Annotated in this window: 23 protein-coding genes; 10 read left to right on the plus strand and 13 right to left on the minus strand. The window is 58.9% G+C overall.

Features of this window, described 5'->3' with window-relative positions; all coding sequences use genetic code 11:
• Positions 1–70: 70 nt before the first annotated feature.
• From LZG00_08355 to LZG00_08370, 4 genes are read left to right on the plus strand one after another with little or no spacing between them, the layout of a single operon-like run.
• Positions 71–1,495, plus strand: a complete 1,425-nt coding sequence (locus LZG00_08355; GenBank protein MCF3594010.1) for a circularly permuted type 2 ATP-grasp protein — start codon at positions 71–73, stop codon at positions 1,493–1,495.
• 1 nt (position 1,496) lies between these two features.
• Complete coding sequence (locus tag LZG00_08360; GenBank protein MCF3594011.1) at positions 1,497–2,438, plus strand: alpha-E domain-containing protein; 942 nt, start codon at positions 1,497–1,499, stop codon at positions 2,436–2,438.
• Positions 2,439–3,236 carry a transglutaminase family protein gene (locus LZG00_08365; GenBank protein ID MCF3594012.1) on the plus strand — a complete coding sequence of 266 codons (798 nt, stop codon included), beginning with the start codon at positions 2,439–2,441 and terminating at the stop codon, positions 3,234–3,236.
• A 37-nt stretch (positions 3,237–3,273) separates the two neighbouring features.
• Positions 3,274–4,005, plus strand: a complete 732-nt coding sequence (locus LZG00_08370; GenBank protein ID MCF3594013.1) for a peptidase — start codon at positions 3,274–3,276, stop codon at positions 4,003–4,005.
• Between the two features lie 21 nt (positions 4,006–4,026).
• Here LZG00_08370 and LZG00_08375 read toward each other — a convergent pair whose 3' ends face one another.
• A complete protein-coding gene (locus tag LZG00_08375; protein ID MCF3594014.1) occupies positions 4,027–4,476 on the minus strand; it encodes an Lrp/AsnC family transcriptional regulator in 450 nt (149 codons plus the stop codon).
• A gap of 127 nt (positions 4,477–4,603) precedes the next feature.
• On the opposite strand from LZG00_08375, the gene LZG00_08380 reads away from it, so the two are divergent.
• Entirely contained in the window at positions 4,604–8,026 is a 3,423-nt protein-coding gene (locus tag LZG00_08380; protein ID MCF3594015.1) for an indolepyruvate ferredoxin oxidoreductase family protein, read from the plus strand.
• 19 nt (positions 8,027–8,045) lie between these two features.
• On the opposite strand, the gene LZG00_08385 is transcribed toward LZG00_08380, so the two are convergent.
• From LZG00_08385 to LZG00_08440, 12 genes are all read right to left on the minus strand, one after another.
• Positions 8,046–9,458 carry a 3'-5' exonuclease gene (locus LZG00_08385; protein MCF3594016.1) on the minus strand — a complete coding sequence of 471 codons (1,413 nt, stop codon included), beginning with the start codon at positions 9,456–9,458 and terminating at the stop codon, positions 8,046–8,048.
• Positions 9,458–9,979, minus strand: a complete 522-nt coding sequence (locus LZG00_08390) for a hypothetical protein (GenBank protein MCF3594017.1) — start codon at positions 9,977–9,979, stop codon at positions 9,458–9,460. The genes LZG00_08385 and LZG00_08390 overlap by 1 nt, the downstream gene beginning before the upstream one ends.
• 63 nt (positions 9,980–10,042) lie before the next feature.
• Positions 10,043–11,872 carry a DUF294 nucleotidyltransferase-like domain-containing protein gene (locus LZG00_08395; protein MCF3594018.1) on the minus strand — a complete coding sequence of 610 codons (1,830 nt, stop codon included), beginning with the start codon at positions 11,870–11,872 and terminating at the stop codon, positions 10,043–10,045.
• Between the two features lie 110 nt (positions 11,873–11,982).
• Positions 11,983–13,770 (minus strand): cation acetate symporter, encoded by a 1,788-nt coding sequence (locus LZG00_08400; GenBank protein MCF3594019.1) that lies wholly within the window; start codon positions 13,768–13,770, stop codon positions 11,983–11,985.
• A gap of 18 nt (positions 13,771–13,788) precedes the next feature.
• Complete coding sequence (locus LZG00_08405) at positions 13,789–14,049, minus strand: DUF4212 domain-containing protein (protein ID MCF3594020.1); 261 nt, start codon at positions 14,047–14,049, stop codon at positions 13,789–13,791.
• Between the two features lie 67 nt (positions 14,050–14,116).
• On the minus strand, positions 14,117–14,800 hold the full coding sequence (locus LZG00_08410; GenBank protein ID MCF3594021.1) for an adenylate kinase: 684 nt from the start codon (positions 14,798–14,800) through the stop codon (positions 14,117–14,119).
• A gap of 5 nt (positions 14,801–14,805) precedes the next feature.
• Positions 14,806–16,770, minus strand: a complete 1,965-nt coding sequence (gene acs / locus LZG00_08415) for an acetate--CoA ligase (protein MCF3594022.1) — start codon at positions 16,768–16,770, stop codon at positions 14,806–14,808.
• A gap of 519 nt (positions 16,771–17,289) precedes the next feature.
• A complete protein-coding gene (locus tag LZG00_08420; GenBank protein MCF3594023.1) occupies positions 17,290–18,231 on the minus strand; it encodes a Gfo/Idh/MocA family oxidoreductase in 942 nt (313 codons plus the stop codon).
• Positions 18,232–18,261: 30 nt separating this feature from the next.
• Entirely contained in the window at positions 18,262–19,119 is an 858-nt protein-coding gene (locus LZG00_08425) for a protocatechuate 3,4-dioxygenase (protein MCF3594024.1), read from the minus strand.
• Positions 19,116–19,508: a protocatechuate 4,5-dioxygenase subunit alpha gene (ligA, locus tag LZG00_08430; GenBank protein ID MCF3594025.1), complete on the minus strand. Its 393-nt coding sequence runs from the start codon at positions 19,506–19,508 to the stop codon at positions 19,116–19,118. Before ligA ends, LZG00_08425 begins: the two co-directional genes overlap by 4 nt.
• Positions 19,505–20,413, minus strand: a complete 909-nt coding sequence (locus tag LZG00_08435) for a DUF1932 domain-containing protein (protein ID MCF3594026.1) — start codon at positions 20,411–20,413, stop codon at positions 19,505–19,507. Before LZG00_08435 ends, ligA begins: the two co-directional genes overlap by 4 nt.
• Positions 20,414–20,529: 116 nt before the next feature.
• Positions 20,530–21,738, minus strand: coding sequence for a LysR family transcriptional regulator (locus LZG00_08440; protein MCF3594027.1), 1,209 nt, complete (start codon positions 21,736–21,738; stop codon positions 20,530–20,532).
• Between the two features lie 111 nt (positions 21,739–21,849).
• Here LZG00_08440 and LZG00_08445 point away from each other — a divergent pair, with 111 nt between their 5' ends.
• The 5 genes from LZG00_08445 (at position 21,850) to LZG00_08465 (ending at position 25,692) form a co-directional block, all read left to right on the plus strand.
• Positions 21,850–22,587 (plus strand): PIG-L family deacetylase, encoded by a 738-nt coding sequence (locus LZG00_08445; protein ID MCF3594028.1) that lies wholly within the window; start codon positions 21,850–21,852, stop codon positions 22,585–22,587.
• On the plus strand, positions 22,584–23,276 hold the full coding sequence (locus LZG00_08450; GenBank protein MCF3594029.1) for a 4-carboxy-4-hydroxy-2-oxoadipate aldolase/oxaloacetate decarboxylase: 693 nt from the start codon (positions 22,584–22,586) through the stop codon (positions 23,274–23,276). The genes LZG00_08445 and LZG00_08450 overlap by 4 nt, the downstream gene beginning before the upstream one ends.
• Before the next feature lie 111 nt (positions 23,277–23,387).
• Positions 23,388–24,431, plus strand: coding sequence for a 4-oxalomesaconate tautomerase (locus tag LZG00_08455; protein MCF3594030.1), 1,044 nt, complete (start codon positions 23,388–23,390; stop codon positions 24,429–24,431).
• 14 nt (positions 24,432–24,445) lie between these two features.
• The gene (locus tag LZG00_08460; protein ID MCF3594031.1) at positions 24,446–25,321 is read left to right on the plus strand and encodes an amidohydrolase family protein; all 876 of its coding nucleotides are present in this window, start codon (positions 24,446–24,448) and stop codon (positions 25,319–25,321) included.
• Positions 25,322–25,335: 14 nt separating this feature from the next.
• Positions 25,336–25,692: a protocatechuate 4,5-dioxygenase subunit alpha gene (locus tag LZG00_08465; protein MCF3594032.1), complete on the plus strand. Its 357-nt coding sequence runs from the start codon at positions 25,336–25,338 to the stop codon at positions 25,690–25,692.
• The last annotated feature ends 3 nt before the right edge of the window (positions 25,693–25,695 follow it).

Here is a 25,695-nt window from a genome sequence, read left to right on the forward strand (position 1 = left end):
TAATCCACAGGCGAGGCGGATAGTCGCGCTTACAGGTTGCAAAGTGCTTGCAGTACCCTAGGCTTTGGCCATGAGCGCAAAACAAAAGCATTTCAGCGAAATGACTTCCGAAACCGGGGTTCGCCATCCCTATGGCGAATACGAAACGTGGTTTTCCGCACAAAATACCGATCGGCTGGCACGTAAGTCTCAGGAGGCCGAAGCCTTCTTTCGACGCACCGGGATTACCTTTAACGTTTACGGTCAGGCCGATGCCGAAGAACGATTGATCCCGTTCGATCTGGTGCCGCGCATAATGTCGGACAAGGAATGGACGAAACTGTCCATTGGCATCGACCAGCGGGTGCGCGCGATCAACGCCTTCCTGCACGATATCTACAACCGTCAGGAAATCCTGCGTGCCGGGGTTATTCCGTACGACCTCATTGCGCAAAACGATGCGTTCTTGCCAGAAATGATCGACTTCAGCCCGCCGGGCGATGTCTATACTCATATCGTCGGCACCGATATCGTGCGTACCGGCGAAGATGATTTTTTTGTACTCGAAGACAACGCGCGCACGCCCTCGGGTGTCAGCTACATGCTGGAAAACCGTGAAACCATGCTGCAGATGTTCCCCGAGCTCTTCAGCCGGATCAGGGTGCAGGGCGTCAGCGATTACCCCAAATCCTTGCGTGCCTCGCTTGAGGCCTCTGCGCCCGCAAACTGCGACGGGCGCCCATGTGTCGTGGTTCTGACGCCGGGGATCCACAACTCTGCCTACTATGAGCATAGCTTTCTCGCCGACCAGATGGGCGTCGAGTTGGTTGAAGGCCATGATCTCAGGGTTGTCGATGGTCGAATCGCGATGCGCACGACATGCGGTTACAAGGTGATCGACGTGATCTATCGCCGGGTCGACGATGAGTTTCTTGATCCTCTTACGTTCAATCCGGAATCGATGCTGGGTGTTCCAGGGATCATGGATATCTATCGTGCGGGCCACATCACCATCGCCAATGCACCTGGTACCGGCGTCGCCGATGACAAGGCGGTCTACAGTTACATGCCCGCGATCGTCGAGTTTTACACTGGCGAGAAGGCGATCTTGAAGAACGTTGAAACGCATCGCTGTGCCGAGCCCGAGGCACTCAAATACGTGCTCGACAACCTCGCTGATCTGGTGGTCAAGGAGGTGCATGGCTCGGGCGGCTATGGCATGCTCGTCGGTCCCGCAGCAAGCAAGAGCGAAATCGCCGCTTTCGCCACCAAGCTCAAGGAACGTCCGGGAAACTATATCGCCCAGCCGACCTTGTCGCTCTCGACAGTGCCGATCTTTACCGAAGCCGGCCTTGCACCGCGCCATGTCGATCTGCGCCCCTTCGCGCTGGTTTCGCCCAATGGGGTCGAAATCACACCGGGCGGGCTTACCCGCGTGGCGCTGACCGAAGGCAGCCTCGTGGTCAATTCAAGCCAGGGCGGCGGAACCAAGGACACATGGGTGTTGAAAGGCTGACATGCTGGGAAAAACCGCAGGTGGACTTTACTGGATGTTTCGCTTTCTTGAGCGGGCAGAGAATACCGCGCGCCTTATAGAAGCTGGGTTTCGCATGGCGCTTACCCGTTCGACCGACCCGGAAAGCGAATGGAAATCGGTCATCGTCACCTCGGCGGCGCAATCGGCCTATGAGGCCAAACATTCAAGCTATGACAGTAGCCATGTCACAGATTTCCTGCTGCGCGACGCTAATAATCCAAGTTCGGTCCTGTCGGTCATCAAGGCGGCGCGCGATGATGCACGCCTGGTGCGCACCGCGCTCACGTCAGAAGTCTGGTCGGCGGTGAACGAAACATGGATGCTCCTGAAGGACGTGCTGAGCGCGCCGATCCCGGAAACCGATCTGCCCGAGGTTCTTGCCACCATCCGCCACCAATCCGCGCTGGTGCGCGGTGCGATGCACGGAACGATGCTGCGCACAGACTCGTATGATTTCTGCCGTCTGGGGACATTGATCGAGCGCGCCGATAGTAGCGCCCGGATCATCGACGTAAAATACTATGCGTTGTTGCCGTCGCCCGCACTGGTAGGTAGCCGGATGGACAATATTCAGTGGGAAACGATCCTGCGTTCGGTCTCTGCCTATCGCTCTTATCGCGGGGCGGTTGATGGCGGATATACCCCGACAGGTATCGCCAGTTTCCTGATTCTGGATCGACGCATGCCGCGCTCACTGGCGTTCTGCGCGTCGGGCCTTGTTGAATATCTGACCTACCTTGCGGAAGAATACGACGACAAACGGCCCTGCCTCGCGCAGGCAGAGGCGCTCAATGCGCGGCTTAAGGGGCGCGATATCGGGTCGATCTTCGAAGAAGGTCTGCACGAATTTATCGGCTCGTTACTGCGCGATATAGCGAGCCTCGGTCAACAGATCGAACAGGATTACAGGTTCAACAGATAGATGCAGCTTCGGATCAAACATACGACGCAATATGACTATGACGTGCCCGTCGATTACGCGCTGCAAAAGGTAAGACTGCGCCCTCTGCCGTCCGAGTTGCAAGAGATCGAGGATTGGCAGATCGAAATCGAAGGCGGCAAGATCGAAACCAGCTATCGCGATCATTACGGCAACCACGTTGATCTTGTCAGCGCCGATATCGGCACGAGAAAGCTGATCATCAGGGCGCACGGCACGGTCAACACGCGTGATTCAGCCGGTGTTCTCGGGATGGTCTATGGCCGCGCACCGCTCTGGTATTTCGCACAGCCGACGGCTCTGACCAGACCGGGAAAGCGTATCGAAAAACTGGCCAACACTGTGGCGCGCGCCGACAGCTTACTCAACGGATTGCATGAACTCTCGGCGGCGGTGATCGAGGCGGTACCCTACGGCACAGGCCATACCGACACCAGCATCACAGCCGAGGGCGCGGTCGAGATCGGGCGCGGCGTCTGTCAGGATCACGCCAACATCTTTATTTCTGCGTCCCGTCTCGCAGGGTTGCCCGCGCGCTATGTCAGTGGCTACCTGATGATGAACGACAGGGTTGATCAGGATGCCAGCCATGCCTGGGCCGAGGTGCATGTCGATGGGCTGGGCTGGGTCGGTTTTGATGTATCCAACGGTGTCGCACCTGACGAACGCTATGCGCGCATCGCGATCGGGCGCGATGCCCATGATGCCGCGCCGATCTCGGGACTGCGTCATGGTGTGGCGGTTGAGTCGATGATTGTATCTTTGCAGGTCCAGCAGTAAATCAGTGATAGGGAATACCTCCCTGGGAACGACTCGGATGACCTATTGTGTCGGGATGCGGCTCAACACCGGCCTCGTGTTCATGGCAGACACCCGGACCAATGCCGGTGTCGACAATTTTTCGACAAGCCGCAAGATGTTCAGCTGGTCAGTGCCCGGTGAACGCGCCATCACGATCATGACGGCGGGCAATCTGGCCACGACGCAAGCGATGATCAGCCTGCTTGAGGAACGCTCGCAGGCGGTCGAGGATCGCGACCCCGGCATCCTCAATCAACCGTCGATGTTTCAGGTAGCGCGCCTGGTGGGGGCGACTCTGAAGGAAGTGATCGCCTATTCCAGCCCCACGGGCCAGACCTCGGACGATCAATTCAGCGCGTCTGTCATTGTCGGCGGTCAGATCAAGGGCGGAAAGCCAACCATCTTTCTTGTCTATCCGCAGGGCAACTTCATCGAGATCACAGACGACACGCCGTTTTTTCAGATCGGCGAGACGAAATACGGCAAACCGATCCTCGTGCGCGCCTATGATCCCGATCTGAGCTTTCCCGAAGCCCTGCGGTTGCTGTTGGTCTCGTTTGACTCAACGGTTAAGTCGAACCTTTCGGTCGGCTTGCCATTCGATGTGCATGTGTATGAAAATGATTGCTTTTCTACTGATCGGCAGGGGCGAATCGAAGCTCAAGACGCAGTTTACCATTCTATCGCATCGGGCTGGGGCGATGCGTTGAAAGCGGCCTTGGACAAGCTGCCCACCTATGACATCTAGTCAGGTCGGATAGGGGCGGCGTCAGGCTTCGGACTTGATCGTGCGCAGCACCACGTTGGTCTGAGCGCTGGCCACGGCGGGCATGTCATAGAGAAATCCGTCGAGAAATCTGTTATACGCCGCCAGATCGGCGCATTGCACGAAAAGATGGCAATCTGACTGCCCGGTGGTGGCGTAACATTCGCGCACCTCTGGTTTGGCGCGTACCGCCTTGTAGAAGGCTTCGATTTCGGGGCGCCTGTGCCGGGCCAGGTGGACATGAACGATGGCCTTGAACGCAAGCCCAAGTGCCGCGTCATCGGTCACGATGCTGAACTTGCGGATCACGCCTCGTTTTTCGAGCGCGCTGATCCGCCGCCAACACGTCGAGGTCGAAAGCCCAACCTTTTCGGCAAGAACAGCGACTGACACGCGGCTGTCTTCCTTGAGAAGCGTAATGATCTGAGAATCGACCGCGTCGAGTGCAGGCATGAAATGGTTTCCCGGAATGGCAGCCGTTTTGAAAATATTTGCCAGATTTGCAGATATTCATCCGACATCTGACCGTATTTTTCAAGGCTCTTGATCTATACTGAGCGCTGAATTCAAGGAGCCCGCGATGTCGACCCCAAAACCTGCATTTGAGACCTACAAGCTGACTGATCGGTATGCGCGCACAGATGGGCGAGTGTTTTTGACCGGTACACAGGCCCTTGTCCGCATCATCTTTGATCAGGCGCGCCGTGACCGTGCGGCGGGGCTGAACACTGCCGGTTTTGTTTCAGGTTATCGCGGGTCGCCTCTGGGCGGGGTAGATCTCGAACTCTGGCGCAGCCGCGATCAACTTGAAAAGAACAAGATTGAATTCCTCCCTGCAGTCAATGAAGACCTTGGTGCCACGGTCGTATTGGGGGCGCAACAGGCCGCTCTCGATCCTGCTTGCGAGGTCGAGGGTGTCTTCTCGATGTGGTATGGCAAGGGGCCGGGAGTGGATCGCTCGGGCGATGCCCTGAAACACGGTAATGCCTATGGCTCGTCGCCCAATGGCGGCGTGTTGGTGGTTGCGGGAGATGATCACGGCTGTGTGTCGTCGTCGATGCCGCACCAGAGCGACGTCGCTTTCATGGCGTGGTTCATGCCGACGCTCAACCCGGCGAGCATCGCCGAATATCTCATGTTCGGCGAATACGGGCTGGCGTTGTCGCGCTTCAGCGGCGCTTGGGTAGGGTTCAAGGCAATTTCCGAAACGGTCGAGGCCGGGCAATCGGTCGAATTGCTGCCTTCGCGTGTGTTTGCCACGCCTGACTATACCTATCCCAAGGGTGGTCTGCATGTGCGCCGCGCCGATCTGCCCAGTGTCGAGATCGAAACCCGTATCGGTCACAAGCTCGACGCGGTAGAAGCCTTTGTCGAGGCAAATCCGATTGATCGGCGCATCTATGACATTTCCGACGCCACCTTCGGTATCGTCACCACCGGCAAGGGCCATCTTGATCTGATGGAGGCGCTGCGCCTGCTGGGTCTGAACGAAGCGAAATGCCGGACACTTGGCATCGACATTTACAAGGTCGGCATGGTCTGGCCGCTGGCGCGCCGCGATGCGTTGGCTTTTGTGAGCGGCAAGAAGGAAGTGCTGGTCGTCGAAGAGAAACGCGGCATCATCGAGAGCCAGTTCAAAGAGTATTTCTATGACTGGCCCGGTGCCAAGCCCGAACGGATGGTGGGCAAGCATCGCGCCATTGGCGAGCCGCTGATCCCTTGGACAGGCGAACTCTCTCCCTTGATCTTGGCGCCGATTGTCGCTGATCGGCTCGATGCGTTCTTTCCGGGCGAGAACTTGCCCGAGAAGGCCCGCGCGCTCACCGAAACACCACCCCCAGTTCTCAGCCTGCCCGGCGCTACCCGCACGCCTTATTTCTGCTCGGGGTGCCCGCACAACAGCTCGACCAAACTGCCCGATGGCAGTACGGCGGGTTCGGGCATCGGGTGTCACGTCATGGCAAGCTGGATGGATCGCAACACCGACGGCTATGCCCAGATGGGTGGAGAAGGGGTGCCTTGGGTTGGCGCATCGCGCTTTTGTGGGGGTCATCACAAGTTCCAGAACCTCGGCGAAGGCACTTGGTATCATTCCGGTTCACTCGCCATCCGTCAGGCCGTCGCCGCAAACACCAACATCACCTACAAGATCCTCTACAACGATGCCGTTGCGATGACCGGCGGTCAGCCCGTAGATGGCCCCGTCAGCGTGGCCGGTATCGCCCAGACCTGCCGGGGTGAGGGGGTGCAGCGCATTGCTCTGGTTTCGGATGATCCGGGCAAATTCAACCGCTCCGACTTCCCGGCCGGGACAACCTTCACTCACCGCGATGCGCTCGATACCGTGCAGCGCGAATTGCGCGAAATTCCTGGCGTCACAGTGCTGATCTACGAGCAAACCTGCGCCACCGAAAAGCGACGCCGCCGCAAGCGTGGCACGCTGGAAGACCCGAAGAAATTCGCGGTGATAAATGATCTTGTCTGCGAAGGTTGCGGCGATTGTTCGGTCGAGAGCAATTGCCTGAGCGTCGAGCCGAAAGAGACCGAATTCGGACGCAAACGCAAGATCAACCTCAATACCTGCAACAAGGATTTCACCTGTGTGAATGGTTTCTGTCCCAGCTTTGTGACTATCGAAGGCGCCACCCGGCGCAAGCGTGATATGGCGGATATCGACGTGGCCGGGTTGATCGAAGCGCTGCCATTGCCCGACCTGCCCACACTCGATACGCCCTACGATCTGCTGGTCGCGGGGGTTGGCGGCACCGGCGTGGTGACGTTGGGCGCGCTCGTCACCATGGCGGCGCATCTCGAAGGCAAAGGGTCGAGTGTGCTCGACTTCACCGGGTTCGCGCAGAAATTCGGCACCGTGCTGGGCTATGTCCGGCTCGCCGATACACCCGATGCGATCAACCAGGTGCGGATCGAAGCGCGCGGTGCCGAGGCGGTGATTGCTTGTGATGCGGTGGTGGCTTCGGCCCCCAAGGCCTCACTGCATTACCGCAAGGGAACCCAAGTGGTGCTCAACCGCGCCGAAATGCCCACCGGTGATCTGGTCTTGCATCGCGATGCCGATCTCAGGGTCGACGAACGCGAAGCCCTGATCCGCAAGACCGTTGGCACGAACCATGTCACGGCCTTCGATGCCAACCGGATTTCCGAAACCTTGATGGGCGACAGCGTTTTCGCCAATATCATCCTTTTGGGCGCGGCGTGGCAACGCGGCATGGTCCCGGTAAGCGTATTGGCGATGAAACAGGCGATCTTGCTGAATGGCGTTGCCGTCGAAAAGAACGCCCGTGCGTTTGATCTGGGCCGCGTGCTGGCAGGCAACCCCGAGGCATTGATGACCTACATGCGTGATGAGGCCCCCAAGGCGCAGACGCTTGAGGAATTGATTGATCGGCGCGCCGAATTCCTCACCGGCTATCAGGATTCTGCCTATGCCACGCGCTATCGCGACTCATTGTCGGCTTTCCAAGGAGAATTGCCCGAACCGTTGCAAGAAACTGCCCTGATGCTTGCCGCAAAATCGCTCTTCAAATTGATGGCCATCAAGGATGAATACGAGGTTGCACGCCTCCACAGCGAGATGGGTTTTGGCGAACAGCTGGCACGAGAATTCGAAGGTGACTTCAAGGTGAGGTATCACCTCTCGCCGCCGTTGCTTCCGCTTGGAAAAGACACTCGTGGCCGTCCAAAGAAGCGTGAGTTTGGTCCATGGATGTCCCCTGTTTTGCGCTTCCTTGCACGCAGGAAAGGGCTGCGCGGCACAGCTCTTGACCCGTTTCGCTTCTCCGCTGATCGCAAGCTGGATCGGGAACTGCTGACATGGTTCGAAGGGGTTTTGAGCCGCGTGGTCGAGTGTGCGACGTCACTGTCACCTGAAACCATTCAAGCAATCCTTGCAGCCCCGATGGACATCCGGGGCTATGGTCCGGTGCGCGAAAAGGCGGCGGAGGAGGTGTGCGCCCGCGTTGAAACACTGTTGCAATCCGTCTGAGCCGGGCAAGGGCCTCGGCTCAGTTCAGATCCTGCAACAACCGTCCGTGCTTGCGGGTCTGGCACACCACCTCGCCAAAACTCCCAAATCCGCGCGAACTTAGCATGGGAAGCATTTTGCACAGCACCTCGGCCGTGGCTTGTGCGTCGCCAAGAGCCGTGTGGCGCAGCGCGGGCGGAATACTCACCCCCAGCCTTTCGCAAAGCGCATCAAGCGTATGCGTTTCACTCGCTCCAAACAGCACGGCAGAGAGTAGCACCGTGTCGAGGATAGGATGATCCCAGGTAAGCCCCGATGCTGCCCCGTGTCGGCGCAAGAACGCCATGTCAAAGGGCGCATTATGCGCAACAATAACGGACTCTCGTGCAAAGGCATGAAAACGCCGCCCGGCTGTGTGAATATCTGGCGCATCCGCAACCATCGCGTCGCTCACCCCATGCACCTTGGTCGAAGCGGGGGGGATTTTCATGCCCGGATTGACCAACTGGTCGATCACTTCGCCCCGCACGATCTTGCCATTGACCACGCGCACCGCGCCAATCTGCACGATCTCGTCTCGGTTGGGTTGCAACCCGGTCGTTTCGGTATCAAACACCACAAAGGTCAGCGCCGCGATAGGCCGGTTTTCAAGTTCAGGCTGCACCTCCTGAGCCATCAGATCAAAATCATAGATCAACGGGCGCGCGGCGTCGGGCGGGATCAGCGCGTGCGTATCGTCAATCACGATCATGTAACCCGGCGCATGCCCCAAGGGTTTCAGCCGCGCCTCAAAGCTCAGGTTGCCCTCGGTTCCGCGGGCCTCAAACCGCACTTCGGCGCGGGTTTGCATCAGTTCTGCGTGGGCGCTCAGAAGCTCTTCCTCGCGCAGATAATCAAAAATCGAAGCGTTGAGCCGTGGCACATGCACCTGACCCAGAACAGCCGCTGCCTGACCATCATAGAGCACGATTTGATGGTTCGGGCTGATCACCACCATGGCCACGGGAATCTCGGTGAGAAGCGCCGTCAGACGATCTTTATCCGCTGCCAACTTTGCGGTCTGGCTTGCGACCACTTCTGCGGCCTCCATCGTTGATTGCGACAGCTGCCCACTGACCGCCTCTGCCGCCGGAGCAAGATCGCCGAGGTATCGCGCCTGATGCGCATTCAGCGAAATATTGACCCCAGCATGAGCACGACTGCGCATGCTCGCGGCCAGACGTTCGATTGGCTTGGCGACATTTTCATCAAACAAAAGCCAGACCCCCGCGGACACCGCGATCAGCCCGAAACCCGATAAAATTGCTGCAAAGAGAAACGCCGAAGCTTCCGCGCCGGTCTCCATCCGACGATAACCGACCAACAGCGCAAGGCCGACAATCACAATTCCCGACACGGCGATGAAGAGAAAGAACAGGAAAACACGAAGCCGCAGGCTGAGTCGGGCAAACATCAACCCGCTCCGCAGATTGCGACAAGGATAGGATCGTCCCCGGCGACCGGCACCCATTCGATTCCGGCGATTTGACCATCCGTGCCAAACGCGACGCCATCGGTCAGTGCCGCGCGCCGCGTGCCCTGGCAATCGGCCAATACGGGAAACCTGTGCACCGGCGCCCACCGTCCGAACAGATACACATCGGCGAGTTTCCAACCGGGCTGCGCGGCGTGGGTCTTAAGCGACCCGGCATTGATCGCGGCAAAGCGTTCGACATAGGGGCGCACGTAAGTCCAGGGACGATAGAGCGCCTTGTTCTCCACCGTCTCGGCGATGATGAACCCCTCGGGCAGATTGACCTTGGTGCGTGGAAACCAGCCATATTCGTTGACGATCGTAACAGTGAGCATGGCCCCAGCGGCCGCCACCGGCAAAAACCATTTCGCGATGCGCCCGCCCACAAGCTTGTTGATCAACATCACCACGCCCGCAGCAGCAATCCCGGCCACAATCGTGGCGACCAATTCGAAAAACATGGCATTCCTCCCATTATCGCCCCATCGCCACCCGATCCTCCCGGGGTGCCGGTGGGAACTGGTCTAACTCAACATCCCGCGCCCGTGGCCGATGGCTGATTGCATGGTCTTTACCACCACAAAGGCGTCACGCAGATGGCTGCGCTCAAAATCCGACAGATCGCTGGGATTGAGAAAATTGTCCGGCGCCGCTCCGGCTTTGATCCGTCGCGCCTGGTGCAATAGCCGAGTCTCCGCGATCAGATCATACGCGTCAAGCAGATCGCTTGCTCCCGACTTCGAGAGTTGTCCTTTCTCACGCGCTTCTTCCAGCCGCGCACGCGTGTTGACCGGCACAAGCTGCCCCTGCAAGGCGTAAATCCGGGCCAGATCGACAATCGGGACCACGCCGTTGTGTTTCATGTCTATCGCGCGCCGGTGCTCGCCCGAGCGGATCGTCGCCAGCCCGCGCAACAACCCCAGCGGTGGCGCATGTTTCAAGGAATTGCTCACCATATGGGCGACAAAGATCGAGTTCTCGCTGGCCGCTTTCAGCGTTTCGCTCTGCAGATCCGCAAAAAGCGCCGCATCCCCGCCGATCGGGCGCAAATCAAACATTACCGAAGAGAGCATTTGCGCTTCCGGGTCCGGCTTGCGGATCCAACCTGCGAAATAGCTTTTCCAGACGCGCATTGGCTGACACCAGCGTGGATTGGTCGCCATCATGTCACCCGGGCAATAGACGTAACCGCAGGTATCAAGCCCATCGCTGACGAACTTTGCCAAATCGGCAAAATAGCCCGTCCTTTGGGCGTCGCTCACGCCATCGTCGAGAAACAGGCAATTGTCCTGATCCGACACACCGGTTTGTTCTTGCCGTCCTTGGCTGCCACAAGCGAGCCACAGATAGGGAACTGGTGGTGGTCCCAGCTTGGCCTCGGCCAGTGTCAGAAGGCGCCGCGTGGCGGTATCGGCGATGTCGGTGATCAGACGTGTAACAACTTCGTGGCGGTTGCCGCCTGCCACCAATTGCACCAGAAGCTGCGGAATACGCGCGGTGACCGTTGCCATGGCCTCTGCGGTTTCGGCATGGGCGATCTCGCTGACCAATTCGGCCGAACTGACGGCCTGAAACCGGGTCAGATCTGTCTGCGTGACGATCCCCACCAACCGTCCCGCCTCGACAATCGGTACATGCCCGATGCGACGCTCCATCATCAGATGCAGCACATCCGAGCCGATAGCAGAAGGAGCCAGCGTGATCGGGTCGGCGGTCATCACCTCTGAAACGGGCGTATCCATCGCCATCGCTTCGGCCAAAACCTTACCCGAAAGATCGCGGGTCGTAACGATGCCGATCAGCGTTTTTTTCGGCGCGATCACGCAGAGCGAAGAAACCCGCTTGTCACGCATCTTGCGTGCGGCCTGCTGCACCGTGGTCTCGGGTTTGCAGGTGATCGGATCACCTGCCATCAGGGTCTCAACGCGGCTGGTGGCCAGATCATTGCCGCGCGGACGGGGGCTTCGGGCGCGATCGAAGAAACGTGCAGCCGGTGCCTGAGCGGCGAGCATCGCATGAAACGCATCAGGAGGCAGCACCAGCAGGATCGAGTTCTCATCGGCGCGCGCCGATGTCATCGCAATGCCATCGCGCATCAAGCCACGTTCACCAAATGAATTTCGCAGACCAAGATGACTGACCACTTCATCGTTTTCATCACGGATCTCGACCGCACCTTCATAGATGAGAAACAGCCCCGGTAGTTTTTCCCCGAAATCGTACACCGCAAAGTCCCGCGCGACCTTCCAGACGTCAAACTGCGGCACCAACTCTAACAGCGCGTCAAGCGGCAGCGCGTCATAGGGATGCACGGATTTCAGAAAATTCAGGATCTGCTCGTGGGTCAGCGGCATTTTTTTGGTTCAGCCTTGCATCAAAATGAAAAGTCCTGCCCGATCTCTACCGGACAGGACCAGATTACCAAAGGGCGGGCGGCCACGAAGGGGTCACCCGCCGCATTCCGTCAGTGATCCTGGGCCGCTGCTGCGCCACGTGGAACGCGTACGCTTTGCACCAGATCCTTGATCTCCTGCGGAGTTTCCTTGGTCATTCCCGATACAACATAAGCCACGATAAAGTTTATCGCGGCACCAACCGCACCGAACGATGTCGATTTGATCGTCCCGAGCAGAGGATCGGCATCGGTGAAGCTGTTGGTGTCCGGAATGAACAACCATCCCTTGTGCAGGAAGATATAGACCAGCGTCACGGTAAGACCCGACAGCATACCCGCCACGGCACCGACATTGTTGATCTTGGTCGAGAAGATCCCCATCATCAGGGCTGGGAAGATAGACGCTGCCGCAAGCCCAAAGGCCAAGGCCACTGTCTGTGCTGCAAAGCCCGGTGGGTTCAGACCCAGATAGGTCGCAACAACGATCGCCACGGCCATGGCAATACGCGCTGACAAAAGCTCGCCCTTTTCCGAAATGCGCGGATTGATCGAACCCTTGATAAGATCGTGCGAGACCGCCGAAGAGATTGCCAGCAGCAGGCCCGCCGCAGTCGAGAGCGCGGCCGCAAGACCACCCGCCGCCACCAGACCGATCACCCAGGAGGGCAGGTTGGCAATTTCCGGGTTGGCAAGCACCAGGATATCCGGGTTGAAGTTGGTCAATTCGTTGCCGGACCAGCCTTTCTCTGTCGCCAGCGCCTGCAAATCGGCGTTGTTGTCGTTGTAATACTGGATCGCGCCGTCGCCGTTCTTGTCTTCCCAGTTGAGAAGACCGGTTGTCTGCCACGTTGCCATCCAGTCATACTGCTCATCTTCGTCGATCTGCTGAAGCGTTACGGCGCCGCCTTCGATACCGCCATTTGGCCACATCATCTCGGTGATGTTGAGGCGCGCCATCGCCCCAACCGCAGGTGCGGTCAGATAAAGCAGCGCAATGAAGACCAGCGCCCAACCGGCCGACCAGCGGGCATCCGCCACGCGCGGCACGGTGAAGAAGCGCATGATGACATGCGGCAAACCGGCGGTGCCGATCATCAGCGACAGGGTGAAGAGCACCATGTTGAGCGTGTCGCCATGCTGCGTTGTGTATTCGTTAAAGCCCAACTCCTTGACGATGGCGTCAAGCTTGGCCAGCAACGGCTCGCCGCTGGCGACGTGATCGCCAAACAGGCCCAATGCGGGAACCGGATTGCCGGTCAGTTGCAGCGAGATGAACACCGCCGGAATGGTATAGGCTAGGATCAGCACGACATACTGCGCCACCTGGGTATAGGTCACACCCTTCATGCCGCCGAAAACGGCATAGGCAAACACCACACAAGCGCCGATCAGCAGACCGGTTGTGTTGGAAACTTCAAGAAAACGGCCAAAGGCCACGCCCACGCCGGTCATCTGGCCGATCACATAGGTGGTCGAAGCGATGATCAGACAGAGCACTGCGACAAGCCGCGCGGTCGAGCTGTAAAAACGATCACCAATGAATTCCGACACGGTGTATTTGCCGAACTTGCGCAGGTAAGGCGCCAGCAAGAGCGCCAGTAGCACATAGCCACCGGTCCAACCCATCAGGTAGGTTGAGTTGTCATAGCCGGTAAAGGCGATAAGCCCAGCCATTGAAATGAATGAGGCCGCCGACATCCAGTCCGCCGCCGTGGCCATGCCATTGGTGACAGGATGGACGCCGCGGCCTGCGGCATAGAATTCTGATGTGGAGCCCGCACGGGCCCAGATCGCGATGCCGATGTAGATCGCGAATGACGCGCCCACAAACAGCAGGTTGATTGTAAACTGATCCATTGTCTCTCGTGATCCCTCTTATTCTTCTTCGACGCCGTGTTCCCGGTCGAGCTTGTTCATACGCCATGCGTAGAAAAAGATGATCGCCAGGAAGACAAGGATCGAACCCTGTTGGGCAAACCAGAAGCCCAGGTCGGTTCCGCCGACGGCAATACCGCTCAGCATTGGGCGCAGCAGGATGCCGAACCCGAAAGAGACCAGCGCCCAGATGACGAGGCTGATCAGAATGATGCGCAAATTGGTCGACCAATATGCGTTATTGGATGAGTTGTCGGACATGAAGCGTCCTCCCCTTCGTTCCAGATTTCCTTACAAGAGCGCGGCTCATCCGCGCTCCCGCCGTCCCTTACGCGACTGCCTTGGTGACAATCGCGCTCAACCCTTGGCCAATTGCGGCGATATCGCCCATGGCATCAATCCGTTGCAGCACGCCACGCCCTTCGTAATAGGCAATCAACGGCGCGGTCTGGGCGTGATAGGCCTCAAGCCGCTGCGCCACGGTTTCGGCGTTGTCATCGGCGCGCCGTTTCATGTCGGTGCTGGCGCATTTGTCACATACGCCGTCCTTAACAGTGGGCTTGAACGTATCGTGATAGCCCTCACCACAGTTGCCGCAGGTAAAGCGCCCCGAAATGCGCGTCACCATTTCGGAATCTTCCACCTCAAGGCTGATCGCTGCGTTGATCCGCCCACCGGTTTCGGAGAGCAGCGCATCCAGCGCCTCAGCCTGCGCGCCGGTGCGCGGGAACCCGTCAAGGATCACACCGCGCACACAGTCAGACTCAATCAGACGGTCGCGCAGGATGGCGATGACGATCTCGTCGCTGACCAGATCACCGGCCTCCATTACCGCTTTGGCGGCCTTGCCTGCGTCGGTGCCCGCCGCCACGGCGGCGCGTAGAAGATCACCGGTCGAAAGCTGCACAAGCCCGAATTTTTCTTCCAGTTTACGCGCCTGCGTGCCTTTCCCGGCCCCCGGAGGGCCGAGAAGGATCAAAACGGGCGCAACTGTCGTGGTTGAAGAGGTCATGGCATTTACCCCTTGTTCATACGGTTTTCGATCAGTTCATCCACAACGCCGGGTTCCGCCAGTGTCGAGGTGTCGCCCAACGCGCCGAAATCGTCCTCGGCGATCTTGCGCAGGATGCGGCGCATGATCTTGCCCGAGCGGGTCTTCGGCAGGCCCGGCGCCCATTGGATCAGATCAGGGCTGGCAATCGGGCCGATTTCTTGACGCACCCAAGTGCGCAGTTCCTTGCGCAACTCCTCGCTCGGTTCGACCCCGTTCATCAGGGTGACATAGCAATAGATGCCTTGCCCCTTGATGTCGTGCGGATAGCCGACCACCGCCGCCTCGGCCACCGACGCATGCGCCACCAACGCGCTTTCCACTTCGGCGGTACCCATTCTGTGGCCTGAAACGTTGATCACGTCATCGACACGACCGGTAATCCAGAAATCGCCGTCCTCATCGCGTTTGCAGCCATCACCGGCAAAGTAATAGCCTTTGTAATCGCCGAAATAGGTTTTCTCGAACCGCTCATGATCACCCCATATGGTGCGCATCTGACCCGGCCAGCTGTCTGCGATGCACAGCACCCCATCGGTGGGGTAGTCCAGTATTTCCTCGCCCGATGTCGGCTCCAATACCGCCGGCTTCACGCCAAAGAACGGCTTCATCGCGGCGCCGGGCTTGGTCGCATGCGCGCCGGGCAGGGGAGTCATCATGTGGCCGCCGGTTTCGGTCTGCCACCATGTATCGACAATCGGGCAACGCCCGCCACCAACCACGTCATTATACCAATTCCAAGCTTCGGGGTTGATCGGCTCGCCCACGGTGCCCAGCACCCGCAGGCTGCTTAGATCACAGCTTTCCACGAACGAATTGCCCTGGCCCATCAATGCGCGTAGTGCGGTTGGCGCAGTATAAAACTGCGTAACTTTGTGCTTTTCGCAGACCTGCCAAAAGCGGCTGGCATCCGGGTATGTCGGCACGCCCTCAAACATCACCGTGGTCGCACCATTGGCCAGAGGCCCGTAGACGATATAGCTGTGGCCCGTGACCCAGCCCACATCCGCCGTGCACCAGAAGACATCGCCCTTGTGATAGTCAAAGGTGATTTCCTGCGTCATTGACGCAAACACCAGATAGCCGCCCGAGGTATGCACCACGCCCTTGGGCTGCCCGGTCGAGCCCGAGGTATAGAGGATGAACAACGGGTCTTCGGCGTTCATTTCTTCGGGTGGGCAATCGTCGCCCACGGTTTCCATCTCTTCATGCAGCCAGAAATCCAGCCCCTTGCGCCATGCCACCTGATCTCCGGTGCGCTTGACCACAAGGCATTTCACCTCATCAACATCATGCAGCAGCGCTTGGTTGACGTTGTCTTTCAGCTTGGTCTTGCGTCCGCCGCGCGGTGCGGCGTCGGCGGTGATCACCAACTTGGCATCACAACCGTTCACACGTGCGCCCAGAGCATCAGGTGAGAATCCTGCAAAAACGATGGAGTGAATCGCGCCGACGCGCGCACAGGCCAACATCGCATAGGCCGCTTCGGGGATCATCGGCAGATAGATCACGACCCGGTCGCCCTTGGTCACGCCCAGCTTTTTCAGAACATTGGCCATCCGGCTGACCGAGCGATGCAGATCGCGATAGGTGATATGTTGCGCGTCCTCATTCGGATTGTCGGGTTCAAAAATGATTGCCGTCTGATCGCCGCGGGTCTCCAGATGCCGGTCGATGCAATTGGCCGCCACGTTCAGGGTGCCATCCTCGAACCATTTGATGTCAACCTTGCCGGGTTGAAACGACGTATTCTTCACCTTGGTATAGGGCTTGATCCAGTTAAGGCGCAGGCCATGCTCTCCCCAGAATGCATCAGGATCATTCATCGAGGCCGCATACATTTCATCGTATTTGGCTGCATCAACATGTGCGCGTGCGACCATCTCCGCGGATGGCGCATAGCTTTTGCGTTCTGCTGTATCGCTGGGCATTCTGGTTCCTCCTTGAGCATTAATGAAAGACGCGGCATGTCGCCTGATCAGGCAGCGCGAGCAGCTTTCAATGTCAAAGACACTATAGGGAATTTTGAAAAAATTGTAATAAGAGCGCTAAACCGAACGATTTTTTTGTAAATTTGTTTTCAGCCAAAGGTGTCAATGCAGCAAAATTTTTTGCCACATGGAATTTTTTCCATGAAAAGCAAGTGATTGCGCTGTGTTGTAGATCCACCTTTGTCCACCTCGCAAAGCAGCTTGGGTGACGCCGGGTCAGCCTTACGTGTTTTTCACATGCGACAAATTGAAACGGTATGCGATTGCATGCGGAAAAGGGGGCCGACTCACCCTTGCCGTGTGCTGGCGGTGAAAGTCGCATAGATGTGTATAGGTGCGACAGGGCGAAACGCGCTCATTGGCGCCGCCCTGCCACAGCGTTTCGAATTTCAGAGAACAGTCGATACGCAACCGAAGACTTGCCAAACGGCTGCGCATCGTGGCGGTCGTTTCATCGGCTCAGAAGCATTTCTCGATCCGATCGAGCGTGCGCATCGCATCCAATACATCGACAACCGCTCCGTTGGGCGCGCGCCCTTCCTTGATCGCTGAAATGAATTCGCGGTCGATCAACTCGATCCCGTTGTTCGATACCGCCACGCCCGAAAGGTCGATTTGCTTCTCGTTGCCGTCATAGAGGTCATCATAGCGCGCGATATAGGTGCCATTATCACAGATATAGCGAAAGAACGTGCCCAACGGCCCATCGTTGTTGAAACTCAAGGACAGCGTGCAGAGCGCCCCCGAAGGCGTCTTCATCCCGATGCTCATGTCCATCGCAATGCCCAGATCCGGGTGATGTGGTCCTTCCAGGCCATAAGCCTGTGAAACCGTCTCGCCGGTCTGATACTGAAACAGATCAACGGTGTGGCAGGCATGGTGCCACAACAGATGGTCAGTCCAGCTTCTTGGCTCGCCCTTGGCGTTCATGTTGGAGCGGCGGAAGAAATAGGTCTGCACGTCCATCTGCTGGATTTTCAGCTCCCCAGCCATCACCTTGTTATGAATCCATTGGTGTGACGGATTAAAGCGGCGCACTTGTCCCGCCATCGCCAGCACGCCGGTTTCCTTTTGCACCCGCACGATCTCTTCACTGTCGGCCAGATTGTCAGCCATCGGAATTTCCACCAACACCGGCTTTCCCGCCTTCATGCAGGCAATCGTCTGCTCGGCGTGAAGCCCCGTCGGGGTTGACAAGATCACCGCGTCGACATCATCGCGTGCCAGACATGCCTCCAGCGTCGTCGCCGCATGCCCGATGCCGCGTTCTGCCGCCAAAGCGTTGATCTTGGCCTCGGTCGGCCCCATTACCGATGTCACCTCGACGCCCTCGATGGCCGCCAGTGCATCCAGATGTTTGATCCCGAACGCGCCATAGGCGCCTGCTACACAAATCCTCATGGTGTCTCTCCGTCTTTGCTTAGGTGCGGTTCAATCCGCCTTGTTTTCCAGAATGATGTGACCCACGGCCGTGTTCGAGGCGGGCACATGATAATGCCGGTGCACTTCCGTCACCTCATCATCCAACGCCCCGCGCATCACATGCCACATCACCATTTCCACCCCCTCGCTGCCGGCTTCGCGCATATACTCGACATGCGGCATCTGGCTCAGCCCGACGGGATCACTTGTCAGCCGGTCAAGAAAGCTCTTGTCCCATTCCGGATTGATCAGCCCGGCGCGTTTGTATTGCAGCTGGTGGCTCATCCCGCCGGTTCCAAAGATCACCACGTTGAGATCCTCGTCAAAACTCTCGATCGCGCGGCGCACCGCTTTGCCCAATTGATAGCACCGATTGCCGGTCGGCGCTGGATATTGCACCACATTCACCGCCAAAGGGATCACCAAAGCGGGCCATTCCTCCTCCGGTCCCAGCTCGCCGTACATCACCGAAAGTGGCACGGTCAGCCCATGATCGACTTCCATCTCGTTCATGATGGTCAAATCGAATTCATCCAGGATCAGCGATTGCGCGATGTGACTTGCCAGCTTCTGATGGTTCTTCACCACCGGCACAGGCCGCGGCCCCCAGCCTTCATCGGCAGGTTGAAACTCGGCTGCGCAGCCGAGCGCGAATGTCGGAATGCATGAGGCATCGAACGCTGTGCAATGATCGTTATAGACCAGAAAAATCACATCCGGTTTTTTCTCGGAAATCCATTTGCGCGACTTCTCAAAGCCTTTGAAAACCGGTTGCCAGTAGGGCTGTTCGGTAATCCCCGTGTCCATCGCCACGCCGATCGCGGGCACATGCGAACACCCCACACCTGCGGTAATCCGGGCCATCATTCGCCCTCCCAGTCTGATTTGAAACGGTTGCCTTCAATGGGGCGACCACCATTCAGCATCATGTCGCGGTAGGCCTCGCGTCCCATCCCGGTCATGATCCCGGCCAGTTCCTGAAAATTGATGCCGTCATTGGCCGCCAGCTTCGAGGTGTAATAAATGTTACCACCAAGCTCCAACATACGGTTCCAATCGCGCTTTATAACCGCCTCGCGCTGCTCGGCGCTCATCGGATAGGCATCAAGATACGCCGCTTCATCGGCATTAAACGCATCGCGGTTCTTTTGCAGGCGCATTGATATGCAGAACTGGTTGAGATGATACCCCTCGCGGCTCCGGTCGGCATCGAACACGAAGGTGCCCGGAATATCCTCATAAGGCTTGTCTGTCATTCACCCGTCCTCCCATTTCCGCTCAGGCCCAAGGCTGCCAAAATGGCATCGGCCCTGTGCCCAAGCGTAGGTGTGCCGGGGTCCAACTCCAACGCACCAACTCGTTCCTGCCAACGCACAATGGCGTGCGACATGTCGGCGGGCAGGCCCAGCCCTTCAACGGTTTTCGCCACTTCGCGCATCTCGGCGGCGCGTCGCAACCCATGCGTCGTCACCCGTTCGATATTATACGCCGCACGCGCCTCCCAGCCAAAGCCCGCAAAGTTCGCCTCCAACGAGGTCAGCGTTTCGTGCTCCACCCCCGCCTTGCGCGCCGCCACCAGGCATTCCAGCACCAGCGCCTCCATCCCCTTGATCATGACCGAGCGCAACATCTTGCGCGTCGATGCGGTGCCTACCGGCCCCTCGGCAAGCTCCGCCACCATTCCCATGCCGCTCATCCGCGCCAAGGCCTTTGCGCCATGCGGCCCTGACAAGAGGCACGGTGTCTGATGCAGTTTCGGATAAACCGGAGCCATCACGGCGCAATCGACATAGTGCCCGCCCGCCGCTTCAATCATATCGCTGTTTGAGCGCTTGGTTTCGGGCGCGCATGAATTGCAATCAAGGAAAAGCGTACCTTGCACCATCCCCGGTGCAGCCGCCTGCGCCGCCGCAGCACGCGCCTGATCCGCCGTCACCAGCGAAAAGATCATGCTCGCACGGCCTACATCGCCAGCATTTTGCGCCTCCTCAACGCCTGTCGTGCCGTACTCGGCCCGTTTTGCTGCCGCATGAAGTGGATCATCCGTCTTGATGTCATAGGCCAGCGCCCGCAACCCCGGGTTCGTTTGCCGCAGCCCGCTCAGAAACGCCTGCGCCGCCTCGCCAAATCCGAGAAAGCCGATATCGGGTGTGGAAGTCATCGCGCGCGCTGTCCTCATCGTCACGGAGGTGTCTATCATCCGGGCCTTGGCCCCGCCCAATAGAATCCTCCACTTTGGTATTGGAAAAAGCTATGATGGTCTGCGTGAAACGCGCTTCACCCGACTTCCCGAAGCACAGCGTCGCGCAGAAACTGGATAAACTGTGCCTGGCTTTCCGTCGGTCGCCAACCCGCCCGCGTGGTCAGCCCGATGGCGCGACGATTGCCTTTCAGGGCAACATCCAGAACCGCGATATGCCCGTCACGTTCTTCGACAGAGATTTGATGGCGCGATATGATCGACACGTACGGCCCTTCGGCCAGAATCCCGCGCACCATCACCAACGAAGAAGACACCACACGCACCGGCGTTTGCCTGCGCTGCTCAATGCGCAAACTCTCATAAAGATATTGCCCGGCAGGCGTCGTCTTCGGGGGCGCAACCCAAGGATAGCGCAATGTATCCTCCAGCGTCACACCCTTGCGCGCGGCCAATGGATGTGAAGGATGCGCGACAATCGCCAGCGCGTCGTCAAACAACGGTTCCTGCAGGATATCTTCGGCGGGTGCCGGATCACGCATCGCCCCGATCATGCAATCCAGATCGCCTTCGCGTAGCGACCGCAACAATTCATCATAGCGCCCATCCACTATCCGCACCTGCATGCCGGGCCGCGCGTTGACCATCGCATGTGTGGCTGTCGGCACAATCGCTGTGCGCGCCAATGGCAGGCTTCCCAGAACAAAACGACTGCGTTCCTCTCCCTGCGCCCGACCGATCTCGGCCAATCCCTGCCGGATCTCGGCAAGCGCCAGCTTGGCACCCAAGACAAATGCCTGCGCCGCTGGGGTCAACTCAACTCCCACCGGCGTGGCCTTGAAAAACGTCGTGCCGGCAGCGTCTTCCAAACTCCTTGCGGCCCGATGAACTGTCGGTTGTGACACCCCGAGCTGCTTGGCCGCGACGGTAAAGCTGCCCGTCGCTGCCACAGCGATCAGCGTGCGCAATTGCGCCGCCGTGACCAACCTGTCGAGCGGTGCATGCGCACTGGCATTGCCGCGCTCTGCGGCCTTAGCACCACTGCGCAAATGACCGAGAGCGACCCGCGCGCGTGCTAAGAAAAGCGCGCCGCATTCGGTTGTCACAAATTTGCGGTCCCGGCGCACCAGCAGCGGCGCGTCTAGATCGCCCTCCAGACGTTTGATCGCCTGCGTGGCTGCAGGTTGCGACAGTGCACAGGCATCCGCCGCAACCGATACAGAGCCCGATTTTGCGGTTTCCAGAAATACGCGCATATGTCGGATGTTGGGGAAGTCCGTGATCATGTCAGGCGGGCCCTATAGCAAAAACTTATTTTATTTCCACAATTCGAAATAGGCAAATCATCCGCCTCTGGGGCAGATTGCACAAGGAGACCACAATAGGAAAGCCGCGCCATGTCCAACAATAAGACTGCCCTGGTGATCAGCGCCCATTCCGCCGATTTTGTCTGGCGCGGGGGCGGCGCCATCGCGCTGCATGCTCAGATGGGCTATGACGTGACCGTGGTGTGTCTCAGCTACGGCGAGCGCGGCGAGAGCGCCAAGCTGTGGAAACAGGAAGGCATGACGCTCGAGAAGGTCAAGACCGAGCGCCGCCACGAAGCCGAAAATGCCGCCGCTGCACTCGGTGTCAGCGATATCCGGTTTTTCGATGTCGGGGATTACCCGCTCGACCTTGGTCGCGAGACGCAAGAGCGCATGGTTGACGTGATCCGCGAGGTTCAGCCCAAATGGATGATGAGCCATTCGCGCTGGGATCCCTACAACACTGATCATATGAACACGACGCAATTCGCGCTGGAAACCCGGATGATCGCCCAGGCCTGGGGCCACAATCCCGGTCAGAAGGTGCTGGGCGCGCCGCAACTCTACCTGTTTGAGCCACACCAGACCGAGCAGATGGGCTGGAAGCCTTCGGTGTTTCTCGACATCACGCCCGTCTGGGTCAAGAAATGGGCCGCGATTCAGTGCATGCAGGGCCAAGAGCATCTCTGGGAATACTACAAGAACGTCGCGCAAAACCGCGCCAATCATTTCCGCCGCAATTCCGGCGGCATGGCAGGTGGGCGCAAGGCCGAATATGCCGAGGGTTTCGAGACCATATTCCCGCGCACCGTGGATGAGTTGGAGTGAGCGCGCAGGTGGGACAGACCGGTGTTGTGGTTCGCCAGATCGCGCACGCCGAAGCATCGGTGATTGACGGGCTGGCCGAATGCGGCGTCGCCACGGTGCATGAAGCACAGGGGCGCAAGGGCCTGCTGGCCTCCTATATGCGCCCGATCTATTCTGGCGCACGGGTGGCCGGGTCGGCGGTGACGATCCTTGCGCCACCGGCTGACAACTGGATGCTGCATGTCGCCATCGAACAGTTGCAGGCAGGTGATATCATGGTGCTGGGCACCACATCGCCCTCGGATGCGGGCTATTTTGGCGATCTTCTGGCCAGTTCGGCGATGGCGCGTGGATGTCGCGGGTTGGTGATCGACGCCGGGGTGCGCGATATCCGCGACCTGAGCGAGATGGGCTTTCCGGTCTGGTCAAAGGCAATTTGCGCGCAGGGCACGGTGAAGGAGACGCTGGGCTCGGTCAACGTGCCCGTGGTGTGTGCGACCGAACTGGTCAAACCCGGCGATGTGATCGTGGCCGATGACGATGGAGTTGTCGTGGTGCGCCGAGGCGAAGCGGTGGACGTGCTTGCGAAGGCGCGGGAGCGCGAGGCCAATGAGGCCGACAAGCGCGCACGCTTCGAGGCCGGTGAGTTGGGGCTCGATATCTATGACATGCGCGGGCGGTTGGCCGACAAGGGGTTGAAATATGTCTGAGCGCGGACATGTGTTTCGAAGGACGCCTGCGGCGCCCTCCGACCGGCCGGGGGGCGCTGCCCCCCGAACCCCCCGGGATATTTCCGGTCAGAGGAAGGAGCGGGGCGCGAAATGAGCGGCGTGCGGGTCATGTGGATGCGCGGCGGGACGTCGAAGGGCGGGTATTTCCTGGCCGAAGATCTGCCTAGCGGGCGCGATGCGTTTCTCTTGCGGGTGATGGGGTCGCCCGATCCGCGCCAGATCGACGGGATGGGGGGCGGTGATCCGCTGACCTCGAAGGTGGCGGTGATAAAGCGGTCCCAGAAGCCTGGTGTGGATGTGGACTATCTCTTCTTGCAGGTGGCGGTGGATCGGGCACAGGTTTCGGATGCCCAGAACTGCGGAAACATCCTTGCCGGTGTTGGCCCCTTCGCGATCGAGCGCGGGCTGGTGAGTGCGCAGGACGGCGAAACCATCGTGACGATACATATGGAAAATACCGGCCAGGTGGCCGTGGCGCGGGTGCAGACCCCGGGCGGGCAGGTTTCTTATGATGGCGACGCGCGCATTGATGGCGTACCGGGGAGTGCGGCGCCCGTACCGATCGAGTTTAGCGATACCGCAGGCAGTACCTGTGGCGCACTCTTGCCGACCGGTAAGGTGCTGGATGAAGTTGAAGGCGTCGAGGTCACCATGATCGACAATGGCATGCCTGTGGTGGTTCTGCGCGCCCGAGACATGGGGATTTCCGGGCAGGAAAGCCCAGAGGAGCTGGAAGGTAACGCCGATCTGCGTGCCCGGCTCGAAACTATCCGCCTTGCCTGTGGTCACTTGATGAACCTCGGTGATGTGGTCGACAAGACGGTGCCGAAAATGACAATGATCAGCCCGCCGCGACAGGGCGGGGCGATTTCGACACGCACGTTCATTCCGCATCGCTGTCACAAGGCGATTGGCGTTTTGGGCGCCGTTTCCGTGGCGAGTGCTTGCCTGATCCCGGGCTCGGTCGCCTTTGATATGGCGGCGCGTGGCGCGGGTGATGAGCGCGCCTTGTCGGTACAACATCCCACCGGCGAGATGACGGTGATGGTACGATTGGGGGCTGATGGCAGCCTACAAGGGGCCGCCATCCTGCGCACTGCGCGCAAGCTGATGGATGGGGAGATATTTGCATGACTGAAACGCAAGTAATGGATGCCGATTGGCTGAGCTTTCATCCGAACCCGAAAAAACCCGATTTCAAGCTGCCAGAAGGGGCGGTGGACGCGCATTGCCACGTTTTTGGGCCGAGTCCGGAGTTTCCCTTTGCGCCCGAGCGCAAATACACCCCATGCAACGCGGGCAAGGCGCAACTTTTCGCGCTGCGCGATCACTTGGGCTTTGCCCGTAACGTGATTGTGCAGGCGACATGCCATGGCCGCGACAACCGGGCGATGATGGATGCCTGCCGTGCGTCCAACGGGATGGCGCGCGGGGTGGCGAGCGTTGGGCCGGAGATCACCGGGGCCGAGCTCGACCAGATGCATGCGGCGGGGGTGCGCGGCGTGCGGTTCAACTTTGTGCGCCGTCTGGTTGATGCCACGCCCAAGAGCGTTTTCCTGTCGATCGCCAATAAGATAGCGCCGCTGGGCTGGCATGTCGTGGTCTATTTCGAGGCCGCCGATCTGGAGGATCTGGTGCCGTTCCTTGAAACCCTCCCAACCGAGATCGTGGTTGATCACATGGGGCGACCGGATATCAACAAAGGCGCGCAGCACGCAGATTTCAAACGATTTCTGGATCTGATGGATCGGAATAGTAACATCTGGTCCAAGGTCACATGCCCCGAACGCCTCTCGGTGTCCGGCCCACCTGATTACGCCGATGTCGTGCCTTTCGCGAGAAGTGTGACCGAAGCGTTCCCGAACCGGGTGCTCTGGGGCACCGACTGGCCACATCCCAACATGAAATCGCATATGCCAGACGATGGCAATCTGGTCGACTTCGTCCCGAAAATCGCACCAACACAGGCCTTGCAACAGGGCCTGCTCGTGGACAATCCGATGCGCCTTTACTGGGCGACGTGAGAAGGAATGTAACAATGGATAAGCCCGGTTTCGATGTGCATGCCGACATTCCCGGCACGACCGTTTTCGATGGTCGGATGGCCATGAAAGGCTATGCGCTCAACAAGATGTGTTATTCTTTCAACGATCAGAGCGCGCGTGATGCCTTTGCCGCCGACGAGGAGGGCTACATGACGCATTTTGCCCTCACCGACGAGCAAAAAGCGGCAGTCCGCGCCCGCGATATCCTCGCCATGATCGAAGCGGGGGGCAATATCTACTACCTCGCCAAACTCGCTGGCATCTTCAAGCTTTCGGTTCAGGATGTCGGGGGCATGCAAACGGGCATGACGACAGAAGAATTCAAGTTACACCTGAAGTCACAGGCATAAAGG

The sequence above is a fragment of the Rhodobacteraceae bacterium LMO-JJ12 genome (assembly GCA_021555075.1).
Taxonomy (GTDB): Bacteria; Pseudomonadota; Alphaproteobacteria; order Rhodobacterales; family Rhodobacteraceae; genus JAKGBX01.

Bases quoted from the DNA above. Each gene is read 5' to 3' on its own strand.
- LZG00_08355 (MCF3594010.1), top strand. From the start codon at position 71: ATGAGCGCAAAACAAAAGCATTTCAGCGAAATGACTTCCGAAACCGGG.
- LZG00_08360 (MCF3594011.1), top strand. From the start codon at position 1,497: ATGCTGGGAAAAACCGCAGGTGGACTTTACTGGATGTTTCGCTTTCTT.
- LZG00_08365 (MCF3594012.1), top strand. From the start codon at position 2,439: ATGCAGCTTCGGATCAAACATACGACGCAATATGACTATGACGTGCCC.
- LZG00_08370 (MCF3594013.1), top strand. From the start codon at position 3,274: ATGACCTATTGTGTCGGGATGCGGCTCAACACCGGCCTCGTGTTCATG.
- LZG00_08375 (MCF3594014.1), bottom strand. From the start codon at position 4,476: ATGCCTGCACTCGACGCGGTCGATTCTCAGATCATTACGCTTCTCAAG.
- LZG00_08380 (MCF3594015.1), top strand. From the start codon at position 4,604: ATGTCGACCCCAAAACCTGCATTTGAGACCTACAAGCTGACTGATCGG.
- LZG00_08385 (MCF3594016.1), bottom strand. From the start codon at position 9,458: ATGTTTGCCCGACTCAGCCTGCGGCTTCGTGTTTTCCTGTTCTTTCTC.
- LZG00_08390 (MCF3594017.1), bottom strand. From the start codon at position 9,979: ATGTTTTTCGAATTGGTCGCCACGATTGTGGCCGGGATTGCTGCTGCG.
- LZG00_08395 (MCF3594018.1), bottom strand. From the start codon at position 11,872: ATGCCGCTGACCCACGAGCAGATCCTGAATTTTCTGAAATCCGTGCAT.
- LZG00_08400 (MCF3594019.1), bottom strand. From the start codon at position 13,770: ATGGATCAGTTTACAATCAACCTGCTGTTTGTGGGCGCGTCATTCGCG.
- LZG00_08405 (MCF3594020.1), bottom strand. From the start codon at position 14,049: ATGTCCGACAACTCATCCAATAACGCATATTGGTCGACCAATTTGCGC.
- LZG00_08410 (MCF3594021.1), bottom strand. From the start codon at position 14,800: ATGACCTCTTCAACCACGACAGTTGCGCCCGTTTTGATCCTTCTCGGC.
- acs (MCF3594022.1), bottom strand. From the start codon at position 16,770: ATGCCCAGCGATACAGCAGAACGCAAAAGCTATGCGCCATCCGCGGAG.
- LZG00_08420 (MCF3594023.1), bottom strand. From the start codon at position 18,231: ATGAGGATTTGTGTAGCAGGCGCCTATGGCGCGTTCGGGATCAAACAT.
- LZG00_08425 (MCF3594024.1), bottom strand. From the start codon at position 19,119: ATGATGGCCCGGATTACCGCAGGTGTGGGGTGTTCGCATGTGCCCGCG.
- ligA (MCF3594025.1), bottom strand. From the start codon at position 19,508: ATGACAGACAAGCCTTATGAGGATATTCCGGGCACCTTCGTGTTCGAT.
- LZG00_08435 (MCF3594026.1), bottom strand. From the start codon at position 20,413: ATGACTTCCACACCCGATATCGGCTTTCTCGGATTTGGCGAGGCGGCG.
- LZG00_08440 (MCF3594027.1), bottom strand. From the start codon at position 21,738: ATGATCACGGACTTCCCCAACATCCGACATATGCGCGTATTTCTGGAA.
- LZG00_08445 (MCF3594028.1), top strand. From the start codon at position 21,850: ATGTCCAACAATAAGACTGCCCTGGTGATCAGCGCCCATTCCGCCGAT.
- LZG00_08455 (MCF3594030.1), top strand. From the start codon at position 23,388: ATGAGCGGCGTGCGGGTCATGTGGATGCGCGGCGGGACGTCGAAGGGC.
- LZG00_08460 (MCF3594031.1), top strand. From the start codon at position 24,446: ATGGATGCCGATTGGCTGAGCTTTCATCCGAACCCGAAAAAACCCGAT.
- LZG00_08465 (MCF3594032.1), top strand. From the start codon at position 25,336: ATGGATAAGCCCGGTTTCGATGTGCATGCCGACATTCCCGGCACGACC.